Annotated in this window: 21 protein-coding genes and 1 tRNA gene; 10 read left to right on the plus strand and 12 right to left on the minus strand. The window is 68.6% G+C overall.

The annotated features are described in order from the left end of the window. Positions 1 to 33 precede the first annotated feature (33 nt). A complete protein-coding gene (locus JFC09_RS07790; protein ID WP_198393396.1) occupies positions 34 to 993 on the plus strand; it encodes a DMT family transporter in 960 nt (319 codons plus the stop codon). Beyond that, the gene (locus JFC09_RS07795; RefSeq protein ID WP_332839694.1) at positions 980 to 2,206 is read left to right on the plus strand and encodes a glycosyltransferase; all 1,227 of its coding nucleotides are present in this window, start codon (positions 980 to 982) and stop codon (positions 2,204 to 2,206) included. Before JFC09_RS07790 ends, JFC09_RS07795 begins: the two co-directional genes overlap by 14 nt. On the opposite strand, the gene gluQRS is transcribed toward JFC09_RS07795, so the two are convergent. Next, positions 2,190 to 3,101: a tRNA glutamyl-Q(34) synthetase GluQRS gene (gene gluQRS / locus JFC09_RS07800; protein ID WP_198393398.1), complete on the minus strand. Its 912-nt coding sequence runs from the start codon at positions 3,099 to 3,101 to the stop codon at positions 2,190 to 2,192. The two genes, JFC09_RS07795 and gluQRS, sit on opposite strands and share 17 nt — an antisense overlap. A gap of 58 nt (positions 3,102 to 3,159) precedes the next feature. On the opposite strand from gluQRS, the gene JFC09_RS07805 reads away from it, so the two are divergent. Both JFC09_RS07805 and JFC09_RS07810 read left to right on the plus strand, forming a co-directional pair. Continuing rightward, complete coding sequence (locus JFC09_RS07805; protein ID WP_332839695.1) at positions 3,160 to 4,701, plus strand: MFS transporter; 1,542 nt, start codon at positions 3,160 to 3,162, stop codon at positions 4,699 to 4,701. 158 nt (positions 4,702 to 4,859) lie between these two features. Next, entirely contained in the window at positions 4,860 to 6,119 is a 1,260-nt protein-coding gene (locus JFC09_RS07810) for an EAL domain-containing protein (RefSeq protein WP_198393400.1), read from the plus strand. A gap of 45 nt (positions 6,120 to 6,164) precedes the next feature. On the opposite strand, the gene JFC09_RS07815 is transcribed toward JFC09_RS07810, so the two are convergent. Beyond that, complete coding sequence (locus JFC09_RS07815; RefSeq protein WP_198393401.1) at positions 6,165 to 7,127, minus strand: Fpg/Nei family DNA glycosylase; 963 nt, start codon at positions 7,125 to 7,127, stop codon at positions 6,165 to 6,167. A gap of 150 nt (positions 7,128 to 7,277) precedes the next feature. Between JFC09_RS07815 and JFC09_RS07820 the strand changes: the two genes are divergently transcribed. Next, complete coding sequence (locus tag JFC09_RS07820) at positions 7,278 to 8,075, plus strand: thioesterase family protein (protein ID WP_198393402.1); 798 nt, start codon at positions 7,278 to 7,280, stop codon at positions 8,073 to 8,075. 15 nt (positions 8,076 to 8,090) lie between these two features. On the opposite strand, the gene JFC09_RS07825 is transcribed toward JFC09_RS07820, so the two are convergent. The 3 genes from JFC09_RS07825 to JFC09_RS07835 form a co-directional block, all read right to left on the minus strand. Next, positions 8,091 to 9,581 carry a hypothetical protein gene (locus tag JFC09_RS07825; RefSeq protein ID WP_198393403.1) on the minus strand — a complete coding sequence of 497 codons (1,491 nt, stop codon included), beginning with the start codon at positions 9,579 to 9,581 and terminating at the stop codon, positions 8,091 to 8,093. Beyond that, positions 9,578 to 10,243 carry an ABC transporter ATP-binding protein gene (locus JFC09_RS16685; RefSeq protein WP_198393404.1) on the minus strand — a complete coding sequence of 222 codons (666 nt, stop codon included), beginning with the start codon at positions 10,241 to 10,243 and terminating at the stop codon, positions 9,578 to 9,580. Before JFC09_RS16685 ends, JFC09_RS07825 begins: the two co-directional genes overlap by 4 nt. Positions 10,244 to 10,350: 107 nt before the next feature. Then, entirely contained in the window at positions 10,351 to 10,842 is a 492-nt protein-coding gene (locus JFC09_RS07835; RefSeq protein ID WP_198393584.1) for a DUF3145 domain-containing protein, read from the minus strand. A 152-nt stretch (positions 10,843 to 10,994) separates the two neighbouring features. Between JFC09_RS07835 and JFC09_RS07840 the strand changes: the two genes are divergently transcribed. After that, a tRNA-Ile gene (locus JFC09_RS07840) sits at positions 10,995 to 11,068 on the plus strand. A gap of 834 nt (positions 11,069 to 11,902) precedes the next feature. On the opposite strand, the gene thpD is transcribed toward JFC09_RS07840, so the two are convergent. From thpD to JFC09_RS07865, 5 genes are all read right to left on the minus strand, one after another. Further along, positions 11,903 to 12,805 carry an ectoine hydroxylase gene (gene thpD, locus JFC09_RS07845; protein ID WP_232483230.1) on the minus strand — a complete coding sequence of 301 codons (903 nt, stop codon included), beginning with the start codon at positions 12,803 to 12,805 and terminating at the stop codon, positions 11,903 to 11,905. Positions 12,806 to 13,007: 202 nt separating this feature from the next. Next, complete coding sequence (locus tag JFC09_RS07850) at positions 13,008 to 13,796, minus strand: isoprenyl transferase (RefSeq protein WP_198393405.1); 789 nt, start codon at positions 13,794 to 13,796, stop codon at positions 13,008 to 13,010. Next, the gene (gene recO, locus JFC09_RS07855; RefSeq protein ID WP_198393406.1) at positions 13,793 to 14,521 is read right to left on the minus strand and encodes a DNA repair protein RecO; all 729 of its coding nucleotides are present in this window, start codon (positions 14,519 to 14,521) and stop codon (positions 13,793 to 13,795) included. Before recO ends, JFC09_RS07850 begins: the two co-directional genes overlap by 4 nt. Before the next feature lie 119 nt (positions 14,522 to 14,640). Beyond that, positions 14,641 to 16,401, minus strand: coding sequence for a 2-isopropylmalate synthase (leuA, locus tag JFC09_RS07860; protein ID WP_198393407.1), 1,761 nt, complete (start codon positions 16,399 to 16,401; stop codon positions 14,641 to 14,643). Positions 16,402 to 16,611: 210 nt separating this feature from the next. After that, positions 16,612 to 17,841 carry a hypothetical protein gene (locus JFC09_RS07865; protein ID WP_198393408.1) on the minus strand — a complete coding sequence of 410 codons (1,230 nt, stop codon included), beginning with the start codon at positions 17,839 to 17,841 and terminating at the stop codon, positions 16,612 to 16,614. A gap of 118 nt (positions 17,842 to 17,959) precedes the next feature. On the opposite strand from JFC09_RS07865, the gene JFC09_RS07870 reads away from it, so the two are divergent. Both JFC09_RS07870 and JFC09_RS07875 read left to right on the plus strand, forming a co-directional pair. Continuing rightward, the gene (locus JFC09_RS07870; protein WP_198393409.1) at positions 17,960 to 18,871 is read left to right on the plus strand and encodes a L,D-transpeptidase family protein; all 912 of its coding nucleotides are present in this window, start codon (positions 17,960 to 17,962) and stop codon (positions 18,869 to 18,871) included. Further along, positions 18,868 to 19,695, plus strand: a complete 828-nt coding sequence (locus tag JFC09_RS07875; protein WP_198393410.1) for a dihydrofolate reductase family protein — start codon at positions 18,868 to 18,870, stop codon at positions 19,693 to 19,695. The genes JFC09_RS07870 and JFC09_RS07875 overlap by 4 nt, the downstream gene beginning before the upstream one ends. Before the next feature lie 143 nt (positions 19,696 to 19,838). Here JFC09_RS07875 and JFC09_RS07880 read toward each other — a convergent pair whose 3' ends face one another. After that, the gene (locus tag JFC09_RS07880) at positions 19,839 to 21,053 is read right to left on the minus strand and encodes an alpha/beta hydrolase family protein (RefSeq protein WP_198393411.1); all 1,215 of its coding nucleotides are present in this window, start codon (positions 21,051 to 21,053) and stop codon (positions 19,839 to 19,841) included. 172 nt (positions 21,054 to 21,225) lie between these two features. Here JFC09_RS07880 and msrB point away from each other — a divergent pair, with 172 nt between their 5' ends. Beyond that, on the plus strand, positions 21,226 to 21,669 hold the full coding sequence (msrB, locus tag JFC09_RS07885; RefSeq protein WP_198393412.1) for a peptide-methionine (R)-S-oxide reductase MsrB: 444 nt from the start codon (positions 21,226 to 21,228) through the stop codon (positions 21,667 to 21,669). Continuing rightward, on the plus strand, positions 21,666 to 22,259 hold the full coding sequence (locus tag JFC09_RS07890) for a GNAT family N-acetyltransferase (RefSeq protein WP_198393413.1): 594 nt from the start codon (positions 21,666 to 21,668) through the stop codon (positions 22,257 to 22,259). The genes msrB and JFC09_RS07890 overlap by 4 nt, the downstream gene beginning before the upstream one ends. 95 nt (positions 22,260 to 22,354) lie before the next feature. On the opposite strand, the gene hemQ is transcribed toward JFC09_RS07890, so the two are convergent. Beyond that, entirely contained in the window at positions 22,355 to 23,065 is a 711-nt protein-coding gene (gene hemQ / locus JFC09_RS07895; RefSeq protein WP_198393414.1) for a hydrogen peroxide-dependent heme synthase, read from the minus strand. Positions 23,066 to 23,103 lie beyond the last annotated feature (38 nt).

Below are 23,103 nucleotides of genomic sequence, written 5' to 3' on the forward strand. Positions count from 1 at the left end.
AACGCTTCAGGGGAACTCAGTATCGTAGAGCCGATGACTGTTCTCGCCATCGGCCTGGCTTTCCTGTCAGCCGTCTCACTCGCCTACGGGGCGCTCCTCCAGCATCGGGGTGTCTCAGGCCTGCACGCTGACGAGGGTGCGCTCAGACTGCGGACGCTCGTGCGGCTGCTGGGCTCTGCGCAGTGGGTGTGGGGGCTGGTCATCCTGGCGGCCGGCATCGTGGCCAACGTGACCGCTCTGGCGCTCGCCCCCGTCATGGTCGTCCAGCCCGTCGGAGCCTTCTCCCTGGTCATCTCGATCCTCCTGGGCGTCTTTCACCGGGGGCTCGCGATCGATCGACGGATCCTGCTGACGGTGGCCCTCTGCATCGTGGGCGTCACGGGCTTCGTGACGGTGTCGGCGCTCATCGCGACGACGTCGCCGACGACCCCGCAGGAGTCTCTCGTACTCGCGATCGCGGCGCTCGTGTTCGCCCTCGCGGGTCTCACGACGATCATCGTCGTCTCCCACCCTCGGCAGCTGCTCCTCATCACGGGTGCCGGGGTCCTCTTCGCGTTCTGCGCGACGAACATGCATGTCGTGAGCTCCCACATCGTCGCGGTCGGACTTGCGGAGGGCCTGTCCACGCTGCCGTGGCTCAACGCCGTCGCGCTGGCGGCCTCGGGGCTCGTCGGGTCGTGGTTCGTCCAATCGTCCTACGCTTCCGGCCCCCCGGAGATGGTCATCGCAGGCCTCACGGTCATCGACCCGATCGTGGCGGTGCTGCTGGGCTCCATCGTCCTGGGCGAGGCCGCCGGTGCCACCGTCCTGTCGCTCGTCGGGATGGGTGTGTTCGGCGCGCTCGCCTGCGTGTCCGTGTTCTCCCTGTCACGTCACCATCCCGATGCCGTCGAAGCCGAGGCGCGCCGCTCCCGGATCAAGCACGGTCCTGCAAACGGTCCTGCAACAGGGCCGTCGGCCCAGGAAGAGGTGTCCGATCGTGCCGGCTCCTGACCCCGCGGTTCCTGACTCCACGGCCTCTCCCACCACTGCAGGGCGGCCCCTGCGCATCCTCGTCGCAGCAGAGACCTACCCGCCGGAGATCAACGGCGCGGCCGCTTTCGCGAACCGGCTGGCCACGGGTCTCTCCTCTGCCGGCCACGAGGTCCACGTCGTCGCGCCGTCCGCCTCCGGTCTCCCCTCGCACGACTGGGAGGGCGGGGTGCGCGTCCACCGGCTGCGCTCCCATCACTGGCCGCTGCACCCCACGTGGATGATCTGCATGCCGTGGCAGGTGGCGCCCGCGCTGTCCCGCCTGCTCGACGACATCAGACCCGACGTCGTCCACACGCAGGCGCACTTCGTCATCGGGCGCTACGCCGTGTCGCTGTCGAAGAAGCGGGACATCCCCGTCGTCGCGACGAACCACTTCATGCCGGACAACGTCCGCCCGTATGTCCGTGCCCCGCGCCCCGTCCTCGACGCCGCCGCATCGGTGGCATGGAAAGACCTCCGCAGCCGCTTCCAGGAGGCGGACCACATCACGGTGCCCACGCAGCTGGCGAGCGACCTCCTCACGGAGAACGGCTTCGACCAGCCCGTCGAGGCGGTGAGCTGCGGAATCGACCTCACCCGGTTCGACGGTGTGGACCCCGCCGCCGAGGCCTCAGCCGGATCCCCTCCCTCCGTCCTCTTCGTGGGGAGGCTGTCGCAGGAGAAGCGGCCCCAGGACATCGTCACGGCACTCGCACGGACGGACCCGGCACTGGGACTCGAGGCGCGGATCGTCGGCGCAGGGGATCAGGAGGAGGTGCTCCCGCGACTGGCCCGGGACCTCGGCGTCGGGGATCGTGTGCACGTGCTGGGCAAGGTGAGCGACGCGCAGCTGGACGCCGAATACCGGCGGGCGACGCTGTTCTGCATGCCGTCGACGGCGGAGCTGCAGTCGATCGCGACGCTCGAGGCGCTCGCGTCCGGTCTGCCGGTCGTCCTCGCGGACGCCGTGGCTCTGCCGCACCTCGTGCGCGACGGTGTCAACGGTCACCTGTTCCGCCCGCGGGACGTCGACGATCTTGCGCGGGCCTTCACGAGTGTCCTCACGGCGAGTGAGGCACAGCGGCGTGCGATGGGTGAGGAGTCGAAGGAGCTCGTCCGGGTTCACGACATCCGCCGGACGATCGCCCGGTTCGAAGAGATCTACCGGGACGTCGTCACCCCGCGGCGGTGAGCGGAGGCGGGTCGAACACGACCGCCTCATGCGTCATCCGCGCCGGATCGAAGCGCATCAGCGCGTCGTCGATGTCACGCCACGGGCCGAAGCCCAGCGACTCCCCCATCCAGGCCCACAGGTCGAACCCGTGGACGGCCAGCTGTGCGGGTGTGACGGCACCGTCCCGTTTCGCCAGGCGTGCACCGGTGGGCCCCAGCACCAGGGGGACGTGGACGTACTCCGGCACCGGCAGACGCAGCAGTGCGCAGAGGTGGGCCTGGCGCGGTGCGGAGGAGGCGAGGTCGTCGCCGCGCACCACCTGGTCGATGCCCATGTCCGCGTCATCGACAACGACGGCGAGGTTGTACGCCCATACCCCGTCGCCGCGCCGCAGGACGAAGTCGTCGACGTGCGACGTGACGGAGCCGAGCATCGTGTCCTCCACCGTGTGCTCGCGCACGTCGGACGCCAACCTGAGTGCCGGCGCACGGCCGACCGCCGCCAGTCGCGCACGTGCCTCCCCCCGCTGCGCCTCCGTGAGGTGCCGACACGTGCCCGGGTAGGCGCCCGGTGGCGCGTGCGGAGCGCTCGGTGCTGACTGGATGTCCCGGCGCGAGCAGTAGCACTCGTACACGAGTCCCCGACCGGCGAGGTCGTCACATGCCGACGCATACAGATCGGTCCGGTGCGACTGTGTCACGACGTCCCCGTCGATGCGCACCCCCAGTCCGCGGAACTCCTCCAGCTGACGCTCCCCAGACCCTTCGCGCACGCGATCGAGGTCCTCGGTCCGCCAGCGGAAGGCACGCCCTGACCATCGAGCCCACAGATACGCGACGACGCCCGTGCGCACATTGCCGATGTGGAGGTCGCCGCTGGGTGAGGGTGCGAAGCGTCCGGCCGGTGTGAGCATGGACTCAAGAATAGTTGTCCCGGTTGCCCCTTGTGCCCACAGGGCATATAAGGGGAGCGTGAGAGATTCCGCCGCAGCTTCCTCAGCAGCGGGTGCAGAGAGCTTCACGACGGAACAGCGACGCATCCTCCTCGTGTCCTTGATCGTCGCCTTCCTGTCCCTGCTGAGCGTGTCCATCGTCAACGTCGTCCTCCCGTCGATCGAGCAGTCGATCGACGCGAGTTCCGCCGCACTCCAGTGGATCCTCTCCGGATACGCACTCGCATTCGGCGTGGTCCTCGTGGCGGCCGGCAGGGCGGGTGACATCTACGGGCGCGGGAAGGTCTTCGTCGCAGGCCTCCTGCTCTTCGGCATCGGCTCGTGTGTCGCCGGGTTCGCAGCCGACCCGCTCACGCTCAACATCGCCCGCGTCGTCATGGGGCTCGGTTCCGGCTTCATCAACCCACAGGTCACAGGGCTCATCCAGCAGTACTTCGCCGGCGCACAGCGCGGGCGCGCATTCGGTCTGTTCGGCGGCATCGTCGGTGTGTCGGTGGCGATCGGACCGGTGCTCGGCGGCACTCTCGTGGCCGCGTTCGGTGCGGAATGGGGCTGGCGGTCGTCGTTCCTCGTGAACGTGCCGTTCGTGGCGCTCGCGATCGTGGGGGCGTTCCTCTGGCTGCCGCCGTCGGCGTGGCACGCAGCAGTCGGCAGCAGCCCCGCGAACTCGGCCGTCATGAGCGCCCAGGCCGGCGGAGCCGTCGGAGAGACCCCGCAGGCCTCCCGCGTGAGCATCGGCCTGCAGAAGATCGCGGACCTCGACCCCGTGGGCGTCGTGCTCCTCGGTCTGGGCACACTGCTGGTCATGCTACCCTTCGTCGAGAGGAACGCCGGCGCCTGGATCTGGTCGACCCTGGCGGTGGGGATCGTCCTCGTCGTCGTGTGGGTCCGCTGGGAGAAGCGGTCCAAGCGGAAGGGCCACCCGCCGATGGTCGACATCGACCTGTTCCGCACCCGCTCGTTCTCGAACGGGACCCTGCTCGTGAGCATCTACTTCCTCGGGATGACGAGCGTGTGGGTGCTGCTGGCCCTCTGGATGCAGTCCGGGCTGGGCCACACGGCACTCGCAGCTGGACTCATCGGCCTCCCCTCCGCCATCGCGAGTGCGATCTTCGCCCCCATCGCGGGCCGTCACATCACCCGGATCGGACGGCCGCTGGTGCTGTGGGGCTTCGCGTTCGCGCTCAGCGGCCTCGGCCTCACGATCGGTGCGGTCGCCCTCCACTACGCAGTGGGGACGAGCGAGTGGTGGCTGCTGGGCACACTCGCGCTCCTGGGGGTCGGCCAAGCGCTCATCATCAGCCCCAACCAGACGCTGACGCTGTCGGAGGTCCCGCTGCGGTACGCGGGATCGGCCGGCGGGGTGCTGCAGACCGGACAGCGTGTCGGGACGTCGATCGGCATCGCGATGATCACGGGTGTGACGTTCACGGTGCTCGCCTCGTACGGGTGGATGACTGCCTTCATCGTGGGATTCGGGGTCATCATGACCGTTGTCGCGGCAGCGGGCGCGGTAGGAGTCGTCGACCTCGTCCAGGGTCGTAGACGGCGACGCACCTGACCCCACCGGCCAACGGCGCTTCTGACCGCACTGCACGTCACGGAACACGTCACAGAACAGGTTTACTTGTCACACGAATGTGACATCCACCACCCCTCCCCGTGAGGAGCGCATGAGAGAATGGGCGTTCGAGACGGACACCTGAAGGGAACGACGACGTGGGAACGACCGATGCCGCTGTGCGCCTCGATTCGGACCTCGACCTGGAGAGGCTCGTCCGCTCCGGTCTCATCACCACCTACTTCTCTCCGGTGGTCGATCTCGACACGGATGCGGTGATCGCCCATCGCGTCTTCCATGGCAGCGCGGAAGTCCCGTCGTTCGGCATGGACGACTTCGTGGCGCTGCGCCGGGCGGTCCGCGGGTCCCCTCTCGCGGGTGATTTCGACTCCTCCCTCCGCTCGATCGCCCTGAGGGAGGCAGAGACCCTCGAACTGCCCCCGTCCAACCGGCTGCTGCTCACGACGGAACCGCAGTCGCTGGTGACCGTCGAGGATCGCACCGGGGAACCCGACCGCTCCGCGATCCTCCACCTCCATCCGGAACGGGTGGCGATGGCGCCTGCGATGACGATGCGCTCTGTCCGCCAGGCACGGTCCCTGGGCTGGGGCATCGGAATGTCGTCGATCGGCGCGGACCTCACGACGACGTCGTTCCTCCCGCTGGTGAACCCCTCAGTCGTCATGCTGCACCGCGACGTGCTGAGGATCGACGACCCGAAGCACATCGCGGAGCTCATCCGCCTGCTCCACGCGCACGTGGAGCGGACTGAGGCGATCATCATCGCGGACGGGATCAACGACGAGGCCGACGTGCTGACCGCGCGGGCGATGGGCGTCCGCTTCGGCACGGGGCCCTACTACGGGAACCCGTCGCGCACTCCCGTCCCCGTCGACGCGGCCCGCGAGGATCCTCTCGCGTCCCACTACACACGCAATCTGCCGGCGCAGGGTACGCCGTTCACGATCGCGCAGGCGCTGCGGCGGGATCCGATGGTCATGGACGGGGTCATGCTGGAGGCACAGCTCGCGTCGCTCGAGGAGCGGACGCTCACCGCGGGGAAATCCGCGGTCGTCATCGGCGTCTTCGCCGGCAGCGAGACACTGCAGGACACCACCATCGACAGGTACACCCGGGTCGCGGAGAAGGTCGGGTACACCGTGATGCTCTCGAACGGCTTCGACACTCCCCCTGTCCCGGCCGCGTGGGGCGGTCCGGTCGACACGTCGGATCCGCTCGGCCAGGAGTACGCGGTCGTGACCGTGGGGCCGGACTGGTCGGGGATGACTGTCGGCAAGCGGCGACCCGCACCGGGTGCGGACGGCAGGACGGAGTACGACGTCTACGTGACGACGGACCGCTACGCCTGCGTCGACGCCGCACGGTCCGTCATGAGCCGTATTCGCGCACTGCGCTGATCCTGGGTTTCACGTCCTGCGACGTCCTGCGGGCATGCATGCGTGTCAGCGGGGCTGGCAGCCTGCGCACCAGTAGAGCTTGCGCCCCTGCATGTCTGCCAGGCTGATCGGCGTGCCGCACACTCGGCAGGGCTCCCCCGCCCGCCCGTATACGTGGTGCCGGTCCGCGACGGAGTCGAGCATCGCCTGCTTCGCCCGTCCCCGCAGTTCGGTCCGGGTCACGATGACGCCGGTGTCGATCCCGACGGGCAGCAGTCGGCACCAGTCGTCCCAGAGCGTGCGCAGCTGCGCCTCGTCGAGGTCCACGGTGCGCGTGTAGGGATCGATCCCGGCGCGGAACAGCATCTCCGCGCGGTAGATGTTGCCGATTCCCGCGATCATCGACTGGTCCATGAGGAGCGACCCGATGGGGGTCCTCCGGTGCGCGGCCTTCTCCCGGAACCGGGTCCAGCCGCGCCGCTTGCCGTCGACTGCGGGGTCCGGTCCCAACCTCTCGAGGTGTGCCGCCGCCTCCGGGGGCGTGATCACCTCGCACACCGTGGGCCCACGCAGGTCAGCACACACGCGGTCGGTGAGGAGACGGACGCGCACGGCACCCACCGGTTCCGGTGGCCACACACCCTCCGTTCCCGAGGTGCCGGTCACCTCTTCCTCCCCCGCCCGGACCCGCGCGACCCGGGCAGCGCGCGGGGCGCCCATCGAACCGGACGCGGCGTCCGCGTACTCACCGGTCTGCCCGTCACGGACCGTGTCCGGTTCCCCATCGGTGAGGCGGGTCGAGAAATCCCAGGCGCCGTAGATGCCCAGATGCACGCGCAGATGCAGGTCGTCGGCGAAACGGGCGAACATCTGCTTGCCCACCGCGTAGCAGTCCTGCATGACCTTCCCCTCCAGCAGTGCGGCGCCGTCGGCAAAGCGTCCCTGAGGGGACGACGCACGGATCACCTCACCCACGAACGTGGAGCGGAAGCGTGCGGCGATGCGATGGACGGAATGGCCTTCGGGCACAGAGGGCACCTTTCAGGACGGGACGGAAGGACGGACGAGGACCTTCGTCGGCAGAGGAACCACGGCGTCACCATCCTATGGTGGTGCCGCCCTGTGGCAGACTCGTCGTGACCGAACAATCGTTCAAGACTCTCGACGGAGTGAGTGCACATGGAGCCGTTCTACCGGCAGGTGGATGAGAACCGTTTCGAATCGACGAGCGCCACGAGCGGGCCCTGGAGGGCGGACGCGCAGCACGCAGGCCCGCCTTCAGCTCTCCTCGCCCGCGCGATGGAGGTTCATGCTCCCCGCGAGGGGATGCGCTTGGCGGATGTGCGGACTGACATCCTGGGGCCCGTCCCCGTCGCACCCCTCACGGTCACGGTCCGGACTCTTCGCGGCGGACGCTCCATGGAGCTCCTCGAAGCGGAGGCGACCGCCGATGACGGTCGTCCCGCACTCATCGCCCGCGCGTGGCGGATCATGCGTGCCCCGGAGGATTTCCCGCGCCTCGCAGCCGACGGGGAGACAGCACCGACCGACTTCCCCACGGACGCGCCCCGTCACGCGGGAACCGTCATCCCCGGGTCGGACACGAGCGGGTACGCGCGATCGGTCGAATGGCGGTTCGTGTCCGGCGGTGTCGGCGGTCGTGGCGAGACGGTCGTGTGGGGACGGCAGCTCAACGCACTCGTCGACGGGGAGGATCCTTCACCGTGGCAGCGGGTCCTGGTCCTCGCCGATTCGGGTGGCGGCGTGACGTTCTCCCTCGACCCGGCGAAGCACCGCTTCATCAACTGCGACCTCCATGTCGCCCTCGAGCGGGACCTGGAGGGCGAATGGCTGCGGATGGAAGCGGCGTCACGCGCAGCGGGCGGGCACGGCGGCATTGTCCACGACGTCCTGTCGGATCGACAGGGACGGATCGGTGTGGGACTCCAGGCGATGGTGGCGCAGGACGTCGGCTGACCGGTCGACGCCGTCTCACCCTCTGCGCAGCCGTCGTGCGGTCCACAGGACCAGCATCACCGCGACGACGACCGCTGCCGCGAGCGCGACGGGCGTGAACCGCGCCGCATAGACGAATCCCACGGTGACGCAGATCGAGACCACTGTGCCTTCGATCTGCCACATCACGACCCTCACACCAGCGGCATCGCCCAGCGGACTGGGGATCGGGGTGAGCAGTCGAACTGGCAGGGGGCCTCGGGCGCTGTCCGCTGCGCGTGTGAGGACGAGCAGTCCTGCGCAGACGCATGCGGTCACCCCCGCGACGAAGGGGATGCCGGATGCCGCGCCGACCACGCTCGCGACGACCCCTGACAGCACCGCGACGCTCGCGGGCATCACGGAATGGGCGAGGAACAGGGATGCGGAGGAGACGCCGAACAGTCGCGGTCGACCGGCCCCTTCCACTGTGCTGCGGAACCCGTCGCTCATGGCTCCGAAGGAGGCGAAGCCCAGGAATCCTCCGGCCGTCGCGCTCACCCACGCAAGCTCCACTGGCAGCGCGAACGCGCTGACGAGCAGGAGGGCCGTGGTGAGTGTCCCGGCCAGGGCCGTCGCACCTCGTGCAGGAGTCCGCATCGCACCGATCACGTCGCGGTAGGCGACCGCGAGGGGGAACGGCAGACCCTCCCGGATCGTCTCGATGCGTCTGCCGCACCACGGGAGGGGCCGGAACGTCGCGAGAGCCTGACCCACCTCGCCGACGGAACCGGCAGCCACTGCAGCATCGCGCCGCTGAGCGTGGTCGAGCAGCTCCGGACCGCGCAGACGGGTGAGCAGCCAAGGGACCAAAGCGGCCGACAGAACTGCGACGGCACCCCAGGCAGCAAGGCCGTGCCCGATCAGGCTCGGCTGATCCAGCCCTGTATCAGCGGCGAGTCCGTGCGGGAACACAGGCGGGAGCAGGACTCCGATCACAGCGGCGACAACGGCGCTGATCGCTCGCGTGGGCGCACTGAGGGACTGACCGCACAGCCACGCCACCGCCACAACCCACCCCGCGCAGGCGGAGACTCCCAACTGGACGAGGATGCTGCCGAACGGCAAGCCGATGGACAGTCGCAGCGACCATGCCACGACTCCCATGAGGAGCACGCTGGCAGCAGTGACCCCCGCCGCAGCCAGGAGGAAGGGCCTCAGCAACGTGCGAGCACGGCTCAGGTGGTTGCCCGCCAGGTGGACCGTGAGGAAGGGCCGCAGCACTGCGGGACCGATCGTGCCGCCTACGACGATCCCGCTCACAACAGCGACGGTGAGCAGCAGCGACGGCGACCCATAGGGCGGATCGCTGAGGAACCGGACGACCTCGGGGTGAGTCAGTGCGTGCGCCCCGGAGCGGACGAGCGGAAAGCCGATGACGAGGGTGACGATCGCGACAGCATAGAGCGCGGACCACCGGTCACCGGGCGTCCCCGAGGGGCGAGCGGCTCGGCGCACACGCGCGGGAAGGCGGAGCGGACCCGTCACCGCGAGCTCAGGTCCAGGGTCTTCGTCCCGACGGTGCGGACGATGTCGTCGCTATGGGTGGCGACGACGAGGGTGCGACCTTCGTCCCGCAGTGCGGCCAGGAGGCCAGCGACATGGGCGCACCGTTCGCTGTCGAGCCGTTGTTCTGGCTCGTCGAGGACAAGGAGCGACGAGGGGCGGATCAGCGTGAGGGCGAGCCCCGCGAGCTGGAGCTGTCCTGCGGAGAGCTCATGGGGGAATCGGTCGGCCAGGTGCGGGATGCCCACACGCTCGAGCCAGTCATCCGCGAGCAGACCAAGCGTCCCCAGCCCTGTCGAGCGGGCGCTCCACGACAGCGCGACGAGCCGCAGCTGCTCGCGGACGGTGAGGTCACGTGCGAAGGGCGGCAGTCCGATCATCCCCGCCACGGCCCGGCGGAAAGAGGGTGACCGCTCATCGGGGACGCACCCCTCCACGTGCACCGTTCCGGTCGTCGGTGTCGCGAGTCCGCACAGCAGTGTGAGGAGTGTGGTCTTGCCGGTGCCGTTCCCTCCGGTCACCGCAAGTGCTTCTCCCGGATGCGCAACAGCGGAGACCGGTGGAAGGAGGACCGACCCGTGAAACACGACCGACGCTTCGTCGAGGCCGACGACAGGGTCGCGAGAGTGGGCGAGAGGTGTCACGCGGCGAGCCTATCCGGTCTCACGGCGCGGCAAAGCGGTGGCACCGCGTCGTCGAGGTGCCACCGCTTCCGCGGAGGAGGTGTCCGAGATGGTCGGGACGGGGGCGGTCAGCCGACCTTCGTGAGCCAGCGGACGGGTGCGCCGTCTCCTGCATAGCGGAACGATTCGAGTTCGTCGTCCCATGCCTGGCCGAGCACGCGCTCCATCTCGATCGACATCTCGATCGGATCGCCCGCCGTACGCGCCATGACGGTGCGGATGACGTCTTCGGGCACGACGATGTTGCCGTGCGCATCCGTCACGGCGTGGTAGATGCCGAGCGCCGGTGTGTGGCTCCAGCGGCCACCATCCACCCCTTCGCTGGGCTCTTCCGTCACTTCGTAGCGCAGGCCGTCCCAGCCGCGCAGCGCGGATGCGATGCGGGCACCGGAACCGGCCGGCGCCTTCCAGCAGATCTCTGCTCGGAACATGCCGGGTGCGGCGGGCTGCTCCGTCCAGTCGAACTTCGCGTGCGCGCCGATCGCCCCGCCCGCGGCCCATTCGATGTGAGGGCACAGCGCACGAGGTGCTGAGTGGACGAACAGTACGCCCTGAGTCATATCCATCTGTTGCCTCCTCTTCGCGGATACGTCTTCCCCAACGATCCGTGCCGAGGCGGCATGCGGTTATTGTACTATAGGCACCGGCGCTGGGAGGACTCGTTCTCCTGGGTCTTCGCTGGTGACCTGTGGTGACACCTCCGGGCACCTCCGCCCCCGTAGCTCAGCTGGTTAGAGCAGAGGACTCATAATCCTTTGGCCGTCGGTTCAAGTCCGACCGGGGGCACCCACGCAGAACCCCCGCTCTCCCGTGTGAACACCGGGAAGGCGGGGGTTTCCTCGTACAGCAGAGCGCTCTGATGTGACAGGTGAGCCGCCTTGCACCTTCGACGCGTTCAGCCTGTTCGCGAAAGCGAGTGGCAGTTTTGTGGCACTTTCAACGAGCGGCTCTTACCTGATCGGGATCCGGTCGTCGCCTGAGCTGTGTGATGCCCATGGTTGGCCCTCGCATCAACTGTCCATTGGCGCGAATGGGTCATAAGGAGGTGACAGCTGGCCACACTCGCGCTGCTCTTCGTTGCCTTGACCGGATGTCAGACGAGCGAGGCGTCGCCTGTGAACGAGATGGTCCCGCAGCCCGCGGTGACGATCGGAGGTGCACCAGGCCTGGTGGGCGCCTGGACTGCGGACCATGTGACCGCTGATCCCGCCCCTGCGCCTGTTGCTGTCCCGCCTGCAGAGACCTTCCCTGATGGGTGGCATTGCAATGGACCCGCCTACCAATGCCGGGGTGCAGAGGCAGAGCGGCAACGCGAACGGGAACAGTTCGAATGGCTCGAGGAACAGGAAGACCGGGACCGCCAAGCCAGGGAGGAAGCTGAGGCTGAGGCTCACGCACCACACACGTGCGAAGGGTCCGGCATCTACGGCGACTACAGCCCCGAGGGCTACGTCGACTGCTGAACCAAGTACGGGATATCGGATGCTGCTGGGCTTTTGGCGCGACCACGTGAGGCTGAAGACCCGGCTGTGCGCGAATCGCATGTCACAGGTGTGCCCCGGAGCGCAATGCTCCGGGGCACACCTGTGACATGGGGATCTTCTCCCCTGGGTCGAGGGGTCAGCTGCCCGCCGGGCTGAAGTCGGTGCTGCCGACGAACTCCGGGCGCGGTGCGGGTGCGGCGAACGGCTCGACGCACGTGTTCTCCACCGAGTTGTAGACGATGAACACGTTCGACCGGGCGAACGGTGTGACGTTCCCGTTGGAGGCGTGCATGCAGTTCGAGTCGAACATGATCGCCCCACCGGCGCGTCCCTCGAGCACGTCGATGCCGTACTCGTCAGCGAAGTCCGTGAGGGTCTGCGGATCCGGGGTGCCGGCGCCCTGCATGACGAGCGACTGCTTGTAGTTGTCCTCCGGGGTGCCGCCCACGCACGAGATGTACTTCTTGTGCGAGCCCGGCATGATCATGAGCGGACCGTTGAACGAGTAGTTGTCCGTCAGCGAGATCGAGATGCTCACCGCACGCGGTTCCGGCATCCCATCCTCAGCGTGCCAGGTCTCGAAGTCCGAATGCCAGGAGAACTCCTTGCCCACGAAGCCCGGCTTGTAGTTGATCCGGCTCTGGTGGATGTAGACCTGTGAGCCCAGCAGCTGTTCGGCGCGCGCGACGATCCTCGGATCGTTCGCGATCTTCTTCACCACCGCGTTCGTCCGGTGGACGTCGAAGACAGATCGCACCTCGTCCGACTGCGCTTCCACGATGGTCCGCTCATCGGCCCGGGCATCCGGGTCGGTGGACAGGCGCTTCAGCTCCGCACGCAGCTCGTCCAGCTCTGCCGGGGTGATGAGCTGGTCGATCAGCAGGTAGCCCTTGTCTTCGTAGTGCCGGAGTGTCTCCGCATCCATCGGCCCGTCTGCGGCGGTCCCGTGAACCACGGGGCCGGGGCGGTCGAGCACTTCGGTCCGTTCACCGCTGCGGGTCGGGTAAAGGTCTGCGATCTTCGTATCCGTGATCGTCAAAGGTTCTCCCTCCTTGTGCGACACATACGATTACTCGTGTCTGTACATCACTTGTCGGGTCTCCAGCGGACGACCTCGCAGGTGGTCCGCTGCATCGGCTGTCCTCGACGAGGACCGGCCGGTGCCTTCGACGCTACCCAGGGGCTTTTCTTCCTGCAACCCTGCCCCTACAATCCCCTCCCGCTACGGCTGGCCCTTAGCGCTATGGTCGGGTCACCGCGTCGACCGCGTCGACCGCGCCGCCGAACCGGCGATCGCGTCCCGCGTACTCGAGGATCGCGTCCCACAGGGTCCGCCGGTCGACATCCGGCCACAGGACGTTCTGGAACACCATCTCCGCATACGCGGACTGCCACAGGAGGAAGTTCGACGTGCGCTGCTCACCCGACGAGCGGAGGAACAGGTCGACGTCGGGGACCTCGGGAGAGTAGAGCCGGGAGGCGATCGTCTTCTCCGACAGCCGCTCCGGCGACAGCCGTCCCGCCGCCACTTCTCGTGCAGCGTCCTTCATCGCGTCGACCAGTTCGGATCTGCCCCCGTAGTTCACGCAGAACTGCAGGATGAGGCCTTTGTTGCCCTTCGTCATCTCCTGCGCGTCCTCCAGCTCGCGGATGACGGACTTCCACAGCCGCCCGGGTCTGCCCGACCAGACGATCCGCACGCCCAGTGCGTGCAGCTCGTCGCGACGGCGGCGGATGACGTCACGGTTGAAGCCCATGAGGAAGCGGACCTCTGCCGGGGAGCGCTTCCAGTTCTCTGTGGAGAACGCGTAGGCGCTCAGGTATTCGACGCCCACCTCGATCGCGCCGTGGATGACCTCCAGCAGCGACGCCTCCCCCGCTTTGTGGCCCTCCGTGCGCGGGAGACCGCGGTCGTTCGCCCACCGCCCGTTCCCGTCCATGACGACGGCGACGTGGCGGGGCACGAAGGCCGGGTCGATCTGCGGGGCACGCGCACCGGACGGATGCGGCGGAGGTGCGGGGTAGCTCATGTGCGCTCCAGGACGTTGAGGGAACGCACACGGCGTTCCAGGTGCCAGTGGACGTAGGTCGTGACGAGTCTCGAGGACTCGAACGCGGTGTGGTCGGCTGTCGACGCGACACGCGCCCAGTCCCCACTCAGCAGCGCCGCGAGGTGCTGGACCGCGCCCGTCGAGGTGAGGGCGGTGCCGTCCGGACGGCAGTCCGTGCACACGGTGCCGCCCATCGCCGCGGAGAACCCACGGTGGGGCCCCGGCATCCCGCACTGTGCGCAGTCGACGAGACTCGGCGCCCAGCCTGCCAGCGACATCGCACGCAGCAGGTACGCGTCCATGCTCTGACGAGGCGGGTGCTCCCGGTTGCACAGCGAGCGGATCGCGGATAGCAGCAGGAGGAAGTGGCCCCGCGTCCGCGGTTCGTCCTCCGTGAGCTTCTGCGCGGTCTCCGCCATCACGGTGGCCGCGGAGTAGACGTCGTAGTCCGACATGATGCCGCGGGCGAACGGCTCCTTGAGCTCCACCTGCGTGACCACGTCGAGTGACCGGCCGACGTGGGCTTGGAGGTCGATGAACATGAAGGGCTCCAGCCGGGACCCGAACTTCGACTTCGTCCGCCGGATGCCCTTCGCGACCGCACGCACCAGGCCGTGGTCACGGGTGAGGAGCACGACGATGCGGTCGGCCTCGCCCAACTTGTGCCCGCCCAGCACGATCGCTTCATCCCGGTAGTACTTCACCGGCTGATTGTCTCACTCTCCGCACCGAGAACCCCGGAGGCACGCCTCCACAGCCGCCGAGGCGGTGGTGACGATCACACGGATTGTCACCACCGCCCCGGGGAGGGTGGAAGACGCTGTCAGCGGGAGGCGCGGTTCACCGCGGAGATGATCGCCTTGAGCGTCGCCTTCGTGATGTTGGGGTGCAGACCCGCGCCCCACAGTACGCGGTCGCCCACGGCCAGTTCGACATAGGCGGCGGCCTTCGTGTCCGCCCCGGTGCCCACTGCGTGCTCACTGTAGTCCTGCAGACGGATGTCCGCGTCGAAGTGGTCGTTGAGGATCGACACGAGGGCGTCGACCGGGCCGTTCCCGCGGCCTTCGTAGACCCGCTCCTGTCCATCGACGCGCAGGAACGCCTCGATCCGCTCGGAGAACCGACCCGCGTCCTCGTCCTCTTGATGAACCGATTCGGTGCGGAGGCTCATGAGCTCGAAGCGGCCCCAGCCCGTCTCTTCCTCTTCGGACGGCAGGTACTCGTCGGCGAAGATCCTCCAGATCTCCTTCGCGCTCACCTCACCGCCGGCCTCGGTCCGCGACTGGACGACCTTCGAGAACTCCACCTGCATGCGGCGGGGCATGTCCAGACCGTGCTCGCTCTTGATGAGGTAGGTGACGCCGCCCTTCCCGGACTGCGAGTTCACCCGGATGACCGCCTCGTACGAGCGGCCCAGGTCCTTCGGATCGACCGGGAGGTACGGCATGTCCCATTCCATCTGGTCGACGGGGACACCCGCACGCAGCGCCTTGAGCTCCCGGTCCGCGAACGCCTTGTTGATCGCATCCTGGTGCGAACCGGAGAACGACGTGAAGACGAGATCGCCGCCGTACGGGTGGCGTTCGTGCACGCCGATCTGGTTGCAGTGCTCGACCGTGTGGATCACCTCGTCGATGTCCGAGAAGTCGAGCTCCGGATCGATCCCCTGGCTGTACAGGTTCATCGCCACCGTCACGAGGTCCAGGTTGCCCGTGCGCTCGCCGTTGCCGAACAGGCATCCCTCGACACGGTCAGCGCCGGCCATCAGCCCCATTTCGGCGGCGGCGACCCCGGTCCCCCGGTCGTTGTGCGGGTGGAGCGACACCGCCACGTCCTCCCGGTACGGCATCTGCCGGATGAACCACTCGATCTGATCCGCGTACGCGTTGGGTGTGCCCCGCTCCACGGTCGCCGGCAGGTTGACGACGGTCTCACGGCCGTCGGCCGGCTGCCACATGTCGAGGACGGAGCCCACGATGTCGACGGCGAACTCCGGTTCCGTATCCACGAAGATCTCCGGTGAGTACTGGTAGCCGAAGTCCGCGTCGCCCAGCATCGACTCCGCGTGCTTCATGACCGCCTGCGTGCCGCGCAGCGCGATGTCGCGCGTCTGGTCGAAGCCCTCCCCCTCGAACCCGAACACGACCTTCCGGAAGACCGGTGCCGTCGCGTTGTAGAGGTGCACGGTGGGCTTGCGGGCCCCTCGGAGGCTTTCGACGGTGCGCTCGATGAGGTCCTCGCGCGCCTGTGTGAGGACGCTGATGCGGACGTCGTCCGGGATCGCGTCCTCTTCGATGATCTGCCGCACGAAGTCGAAGTCGGGCTGGCTGGCGGCCGGGAAGCCGACCTCGATCTCCTTGAACCCCAGCTTGACCAGCAGATCGAACATCCGCCGCTTGCGGTCCGGTGTCATGGGGTCGATGAGTGCCTGGTTGCCGTCACGCAGATCCGTGCTCAGCCAGCGCGGCGCCTTCGTGAGTCGCTGGTCCGGCCAGGTCCGATCGCGCATGTCCAGCTGAATGCGGTCGTAGAACGACCGGTACTTGTGGAACGGCATGGGACTGGGCTTCTGCAGATTGGCCATCGCTGCTCTCCTGTGGTGCGTGTGATGCGGAAGTGAGGGGCCGACGGACGCGTCGGACACCGCGACGAGGGTGCGGCCCTGGTGCTTCAGGCCTCGTCGCGGCGAATAAGGAGGAGCAGACCCCATGCCATGCACGTCACCCTATTCTCCTTCGGCTTCCGCACGCATGTCCGAGTCCGCATGGTGGACGCGGAGCGCTTGCAAGCACATTCACGGCTGGTCGAAGCCCGCGGAGCCACGCGCGACGGAGAACGCCGCACCCGAGTCGTCCGATCGGCACGACACGCCGGTCTCCGAGGACGTGCACGTCATCCCGTGGGCACTCACGGCCTGTCCGTAGTCCAACGCTTCGGCGTCCGACGGGAACGGGGCGGGCGTGCAGGAGAAACCGGCTCCGTCGCGGTTGGCGACGACGATCGAACCCCACGCATCCATCGTGCAGCCGTCCGGCGCATCCGGCGGGTCGTAGTCGAACGACTGCACGATGCAGCGCGCGCGCTCCGCGTCGATCGTGCACCCGATATTGCCCGACGGGGTCACGAACGATTCGACGTCCGCCGCCTCCGGGGGCGTGCTCGCATCGTCCGCTTCGTCGACCAGCCCGCCCTCACCGGTGGACTCCTGCGTCGCCGGGGGCGGCGCCGTCTGCTGCATCTCATCACCCGATCGGCTGAGCGCGTCGACGACGATCCAGCCGCCGATGCCCAGGACGATGAGTCCGGACAGAACGACGAAGGCGATCGCGAGGGCCGGCATCCGTCGTCTCTGCGGAGGCCGACGCCCCTCTTCCCCCTGGAGGTCCGTCCCGTCGTGAGTGCCGGCGGCGTAAGCGACGTGCGGATGCCGACCACTCGCGACGGTGTGCGCAGGTGGGAGCGCGGAGGGGGACGGAGCAGACGGGGGCGCCGGCGGTGCCACCGGTGGCGGCACAGGCGGCGGGACGGCGAAGGTGGGCACCTGTGGTGGGGGCATCGCCGTCGAGAAGACTCCCGGGGCCGCCTGCTCACGCGCACGCGCCTCGTCCTGCGCACCGGCCCGCGGCGCCCACTCCGCCTGCGGACCGGCCTCGCGCGGACCGTCGATCGCTTCGACGCGCGAGGACGCGGCGATCTCCCGCAGCTCCTCCATCGACAGCACGCGAGTCGATTCCCCGCCCGCGTCCGCATCCGGCTCCGCGGCGGATTCCGACCCCGCACCGGATTCCGCGTCGAGGCGCCGCGCCTCCGCGATCCCCTGCGGGGTGAGTGCCTGTGTCTGTGCGTCGTCCGTGGGGATGCTCCGCCCCGTCGATCCGCCTGCGCCCTGCTCGGCAGCGCCCGTCCCGCCGCTCGTCGCTGCGCGGGCCTGATCGAGGAAGATCTGCGTCGTGAGCGACGGATCCTCTGGCTCCTGCGGCTGACGGCGCGGAGGAGGATGCTGCGGCGGAGGAGGAATCGACATAATGCCGTCATCTTACGACGGAGGCCCCTGAACGCTCTCTCAAGAAGCACGCGCGCCGGACCCCGCGGACGGTGCGCCTTCCGTGACTCGGACGTTCTGCGGTGCCAGACTGGGCAGCATGACCCGATCGCACACAGGGACTGCGCACCACGGGGCCCGCTCCGCCGCGCGCGGCACGAGCATCCTCCTCGCCGGTGCCCTCGTGGTGTCCGCCCTCGCGCTCGCGCCCCCGGGAGCACACGCGGCGACCGCCTCCGACGACTCCGCGGCGTCGTTCACCGCACCCGCGCAGCGTGGGATCGTCCAGTTCGACGCTCCCCGCCAGCGCATCCCCGCACCACTCGGCGACCCCGCTGCCGGTGGCGCTGACGATACGTCCACCGGCGCTCATGGCAACGCCGACGGATCCGACGGCGGCGCAGCCGAGGCCGTCTCCGATCTGGCCGATCCCGCGACCGGCCTGGGGCCCGCGACAGCCGGACGGATACCGGACGGGACAGAACAGGTCCTCGTGGCCTCGGGCGCGGACGACGATGCGACGCGCACCGCACTCGCCCTGTGGGAGGAGGACGACGGGACGTGGCGGCGCACAGTGACGATGACAGGGCGCAACGGCGCGAACGGATGGAAGCAGGACCGGCACGAAGGCGACCGCACCACTCCCGCCGGCGTCTTCAGCCTGAGCGACGCAGGCGGCTACCTCCCGGACCCCGGTTCCCAGCTGCCATACCATCGCGATGAGGGACTGCGCAGTGGTGCCGAAGCCGTCTACGGGGACGGGTACGCATCCGTCTTCGACTACGTCATCGCCATCGACTACAACCGGAAGACCGGAGTCGCCCCCACGGAGAACACACGGCCCGACGGCTGGGACGCCGGCGGCAAGATCTGGCTGCACGTCGAGCACGGCAGCCCCACGCGAGGCTGCATCGCACTGCCGGAAGACGACATGGAGACACTTCTCACCACCCTCGACCCGGACCGTTCGCCCCACATCGCGATGGGCAGTGAGGAATTCCTCGCACAGTGACCGCCGGCACCCACCTCACCCAGCTCCTGCCCCGCCATCGTGCGCTCGCGCCGCTGCGCGATGAAGCCGAACTGGTCGGCCTCTACCTCGACCGGACGAATGCACCGCGGAATGCGCTCCACACCGAGGACCCCGGCCGTCCATGGGTGCGCGCGAACATGGTCACGACGGTCGATGGCGCGGTCACCGGCTCGGACTCTCTGTCCGGCACCATCTCGTCGCCCGCGGACAAGCGGGTGTTCTCCGTCCTGCGCTCCGTGGTGGACGCCGTCGTCGTGGGAGCGGGCACCGCGCGAGCGGAGCGCTACACGCGCCTCCACGCCAAACCCCGGCACGCAGAGCAGCGGCGGAACCGCGGGCAGGTACCCGCACCACTCCTCGTACTCGTGTCCCGGTCCGGCCGGTTCGACCTCGACCGCATCGACGCCGCGGGCAGCGGTCGGGTCGTCGTGCACGCCGTGGAAGACGCCTGCGATGCGGAGCGACGCGCCCTCATCGTGGACCGCCTGGGCGACGACGCGCTGATACTCCACGAGGACAGCGTGGAACCGGGCGCCGTGCTCACCGACCTTCGGACACGAGGGTGCCGTGAGATCCTCCACGAAGGAGGTCCCGACCTGCTGGGCGACTGGATGGACACAGGCGCCATCGACGAACTCTGCCTCACGACATCACCGCTGCTGGCCGGCGCACCTCCTGCAGGGGCTCCCCGCGGTCTGCTCGACGATCACGGAGACCCCGCAGCGACCGCGCTCCGGCTCCTGAGCCTCGTGTCGGACGGGACGACCCTCATCCAGCGGTGGGGCCTGCCACTCCCGGGCTAGGTCCGATCGGACCGGTCGAAGAGTCCGGCGGGGACGAGGACGCAGTGCGGACGGATCAGGACTGCAGGGACGACGACTCCGGGTCCGGACCTCAGGGACTGGACGTGAGGGTCAGGACCTCGGGGCCGACACCGTCGGCCGTGTCACAGGTCCAGTTTCGACTCGAGGAAGTTCGCGACATCGTCCTCCCAGCGCTCCGGGTCCACATTCCATTCCTTCGTGTGCGCAGCCGTGTCGTACTCCGGCATCGTCACCAGATCGAAGCGGACCCGCGCGAGGGCGTGGGACGGACCCGACGGGACGAACGCGTCGTCGTCCGAATGGATGAGCAGGACCGGCTTGTCGAGCTCCGCCGCGCGCGTGACCCAGTCGAGCCGGTCGAGGTCGATCGGCGTCTGCAGACCCGTGATCGATCGCGCCCAGGGACGCGTGATCATGTCGAGGGTGAGCCGAGCGATGGGTGTGGGCAGATAGTTCAACTTCGCCTGGTTGTCGAGGACGTCGTGCCAGTCCACCACCGGGCCGTCGAGCACGAGCCCGGCGATGAAGCCCCTGTTCCGCCCGCGCGAAGCCGCTTGGAAGGCGATCGCCCCGCCCATGGACCATCCGAAGACGACGACCTGCCGCGCGCCGTGCGCCCGGGCGTAGTCGATCGCGACATCGACGTCGAACCACTCCGTGTCCCCCAGCCCGTACCGTGCGCGACCGCCGTCACGGACCTCTGCGTCGTTGCGGTACGACATCGCGATCGACGGCATGCCGATCGAATCGAGGACGCGGCCCGCGCGCAGCACCTCCGCCCGCGTCGAGCCCCGACCGTGGACCAGCACGGCCCAGGTGTCGAGCGGGTCGGGAGCGGATGTGGGGAGCAGCCACGCCGGGAGGTCGCCCACGTCCGAGTGCAGGACGACGTCCTCGAACGGAATGTCCAACTGCGAGGGGTGGGTGAAGACCGTCCCCGTCCATCGCCCGCTCCTCGCTGCGGTGAGGTCGCCGGACATGACGGAGACCACCCGCCGCGCGACAGTCTGCGATGCGGGATCGTACTCGAGGATCTCGCCGATCTGCGCGAGCCCCCGACCGCTGTCGAACATGAGGCCGTACCTGCCGGGAAGGATGGTGTCCTTCGTCGCCGGCAGCTGCACCACCAGGTCGTCGTCGAAACCGGACACGTGAAGGATGTCGAGGTCTTCGGGCTGGTGCTCCGGGACGACGATCCGCCGGGCGAAGTAGACGGCGAGACCCGATGACGCGACGGAGATCAGCGCCCCGGCACCGGCGGCGATCCCCGCCGCCATCACCGCAGTGCGCAGCGCCTTCTCCCGCAGTCCCAGCTCCCGTGAGGTGTCGTGGCCCATGACCCCCGATCCTAGCGGGGAAGGCTGTGCGACGGGAGGGAACACACGACGCGCCCCGGCCGTTACTCTGGTGGCACCCGGAAGGTGTCAGGATCCGATCCGGCGGCGGAACGTGCATACAGGGCGCGAACCGGCGGATCGGGACGACACGCACAGAGATGAGGGATCGGAAGTGGACGACAGCACGACCGCGGGCTCGACAGCGGCACGCACGGAGACGGAATGGCGCGACATCCTCACCCCGGAGGAGTACCACGTCCTGCGGGAGGCGGGCACGGAGCGTCCCTTCACGGGCGAGTACGAGAACGACCCGACGGTGGGAGTGTACGCGTGTCGTGCCTGCGGCGCGGAGCTGTTCCGGTCGGAGACGAAGTTCGACGCGGCGTGCGGATGGCCGTCGTTCTACGCACCGCTCGCGAAGGAGAGGGTCCGCTACATCAAGGACACCACGATGGGGATGGAGCGGGTGGAGGTCCGCTGCAGCGCCTGTGACTCGCACATGGGTCACGTATTCGGCGGCGAGGGCTTCCCGACGCCCACAGACCTGCGGTACTGCATCAACTCGCTGAGTCTGCGTCTCATCCCGGCCGACGACGCTGCTGCCGAACGCGCATGAGCCCCCTGCACGATGTGGTGGCGGCGCCCGAGGCCGCGGAGTCAGCCACGGGAGCCCGGACGGTCTCTCCCGACGGGTGGGTGCTCACCCATGCCGCGGGCCTCACCGCCTCGGAGCTCTACGGCATCCTCCAGCTGCGCAGCAGGGTCTTCGTCGTCGAGCAGGACTGCGCCTACCTCGACATGGACGGTGTCGACCTGATGCCCGGTGCACAGCACCTCTTCCTGCCCGCCGCCGACCCCGCACCCCGGCCCGCTGCGGATTCGCACGGGGGAACCAGCGGGCTCAGCCTCGAACCGCGGGCCTACGCCCGGATCCTCCCGGACGGCTTTGCAGACGGCCCTGCCGCCCGTGCGGGCGCCCGCAGCGTGGGCCGCGTCGTCACCTCCCCCGATGCCCGCGGCGAAGGCCTGGGCCACCGCCTCATGCAGGAGGTCGTCCGCGTCTTCGGTCACGGCGGGCTCACCCTCAACGCCCAGTCGCACCTCGCGGAGTACTACGGTCGGCAGGGCTTCACGGTGGACGGACCGGAGTTCCTGGAGGACGGCATCCCCCACGTGCCCATGCACCGTCCGCCGCACGGCCGGTGACACGCAGAAGGCGGGTGGACACTGTGCCCACCCGCCTTCTGTATGCCCTTCGGCTGATCAGCGCCGACCGGACTGACCTGCGCCAGCCGGACTGATCAGCGCCAGCCGGTCAGGATGTCCTCAAGCTCCCGACGCGGCCCCGTGAAGAACGGGATCTCCTCCCGCACGTGCAGGCGTGCCTTCGTGTCCCGCAGGTCGCGCATGAGGTCGACGATGCGGTCCAGGCGGTCCGCTTCGAAGGCGAGCACCCATTCGTAGTCGCCCAGCGCGAACGACGACAGCGTGTTCGCCTTGATGTCCTTGTACCCGGCCGCGGCCACGCCGTGATCGCGGAGCATCTGCGACCGCTCCTCGGGGGGAAGGATGTACCACTCGTACGACCGGACGAACGGGTAGACGCAGATGTACCCGCCCGGCTGGTCGTCCGTGAGGAATGCGGGCAGGTGGGACTTGTTGAATTCGGACGGGCGGTGGATCGCCATCGCAGACCACACCGATTCGAGCGCAGCACCCAGGCGCGCGCGGCGCACCGCGGCGTATCCCTGCTGGATGAGCTCCGGGGTGGGCGCGTGCCACCAGAACATGATGTCCGCGTCCGCGCGGAACGCGGACACGTCGTAGATCCCGCGGACCACGAGGCCCTGCTCCTCGAGCGGAGCGAGCGCGTCCCGCACCTCGGTGGCGACGGCTGCGCGGTCCTCGTCACCCAGTTCGTCGACCACCGCGAAGACGGAGTAGGCGACGTAGCGGATCTCTGCGTTCAGCTTCTCGATCTGTTCCGGCGTGGGCTGTGTGTACTCGCTCAAGGAGTCCTCCTCATAGTGGGATTCGGTGGTCGTAGGGG

The organism is Brevibacterium yomogidense (assembly GCF_016107685.1).
Lineage (GTDB): Bacteria > Actinomycetota > Actinomycetes > Actinomycetales > Brevibacteriaceae > Brevibacterium > Brevibacterium yomogidense.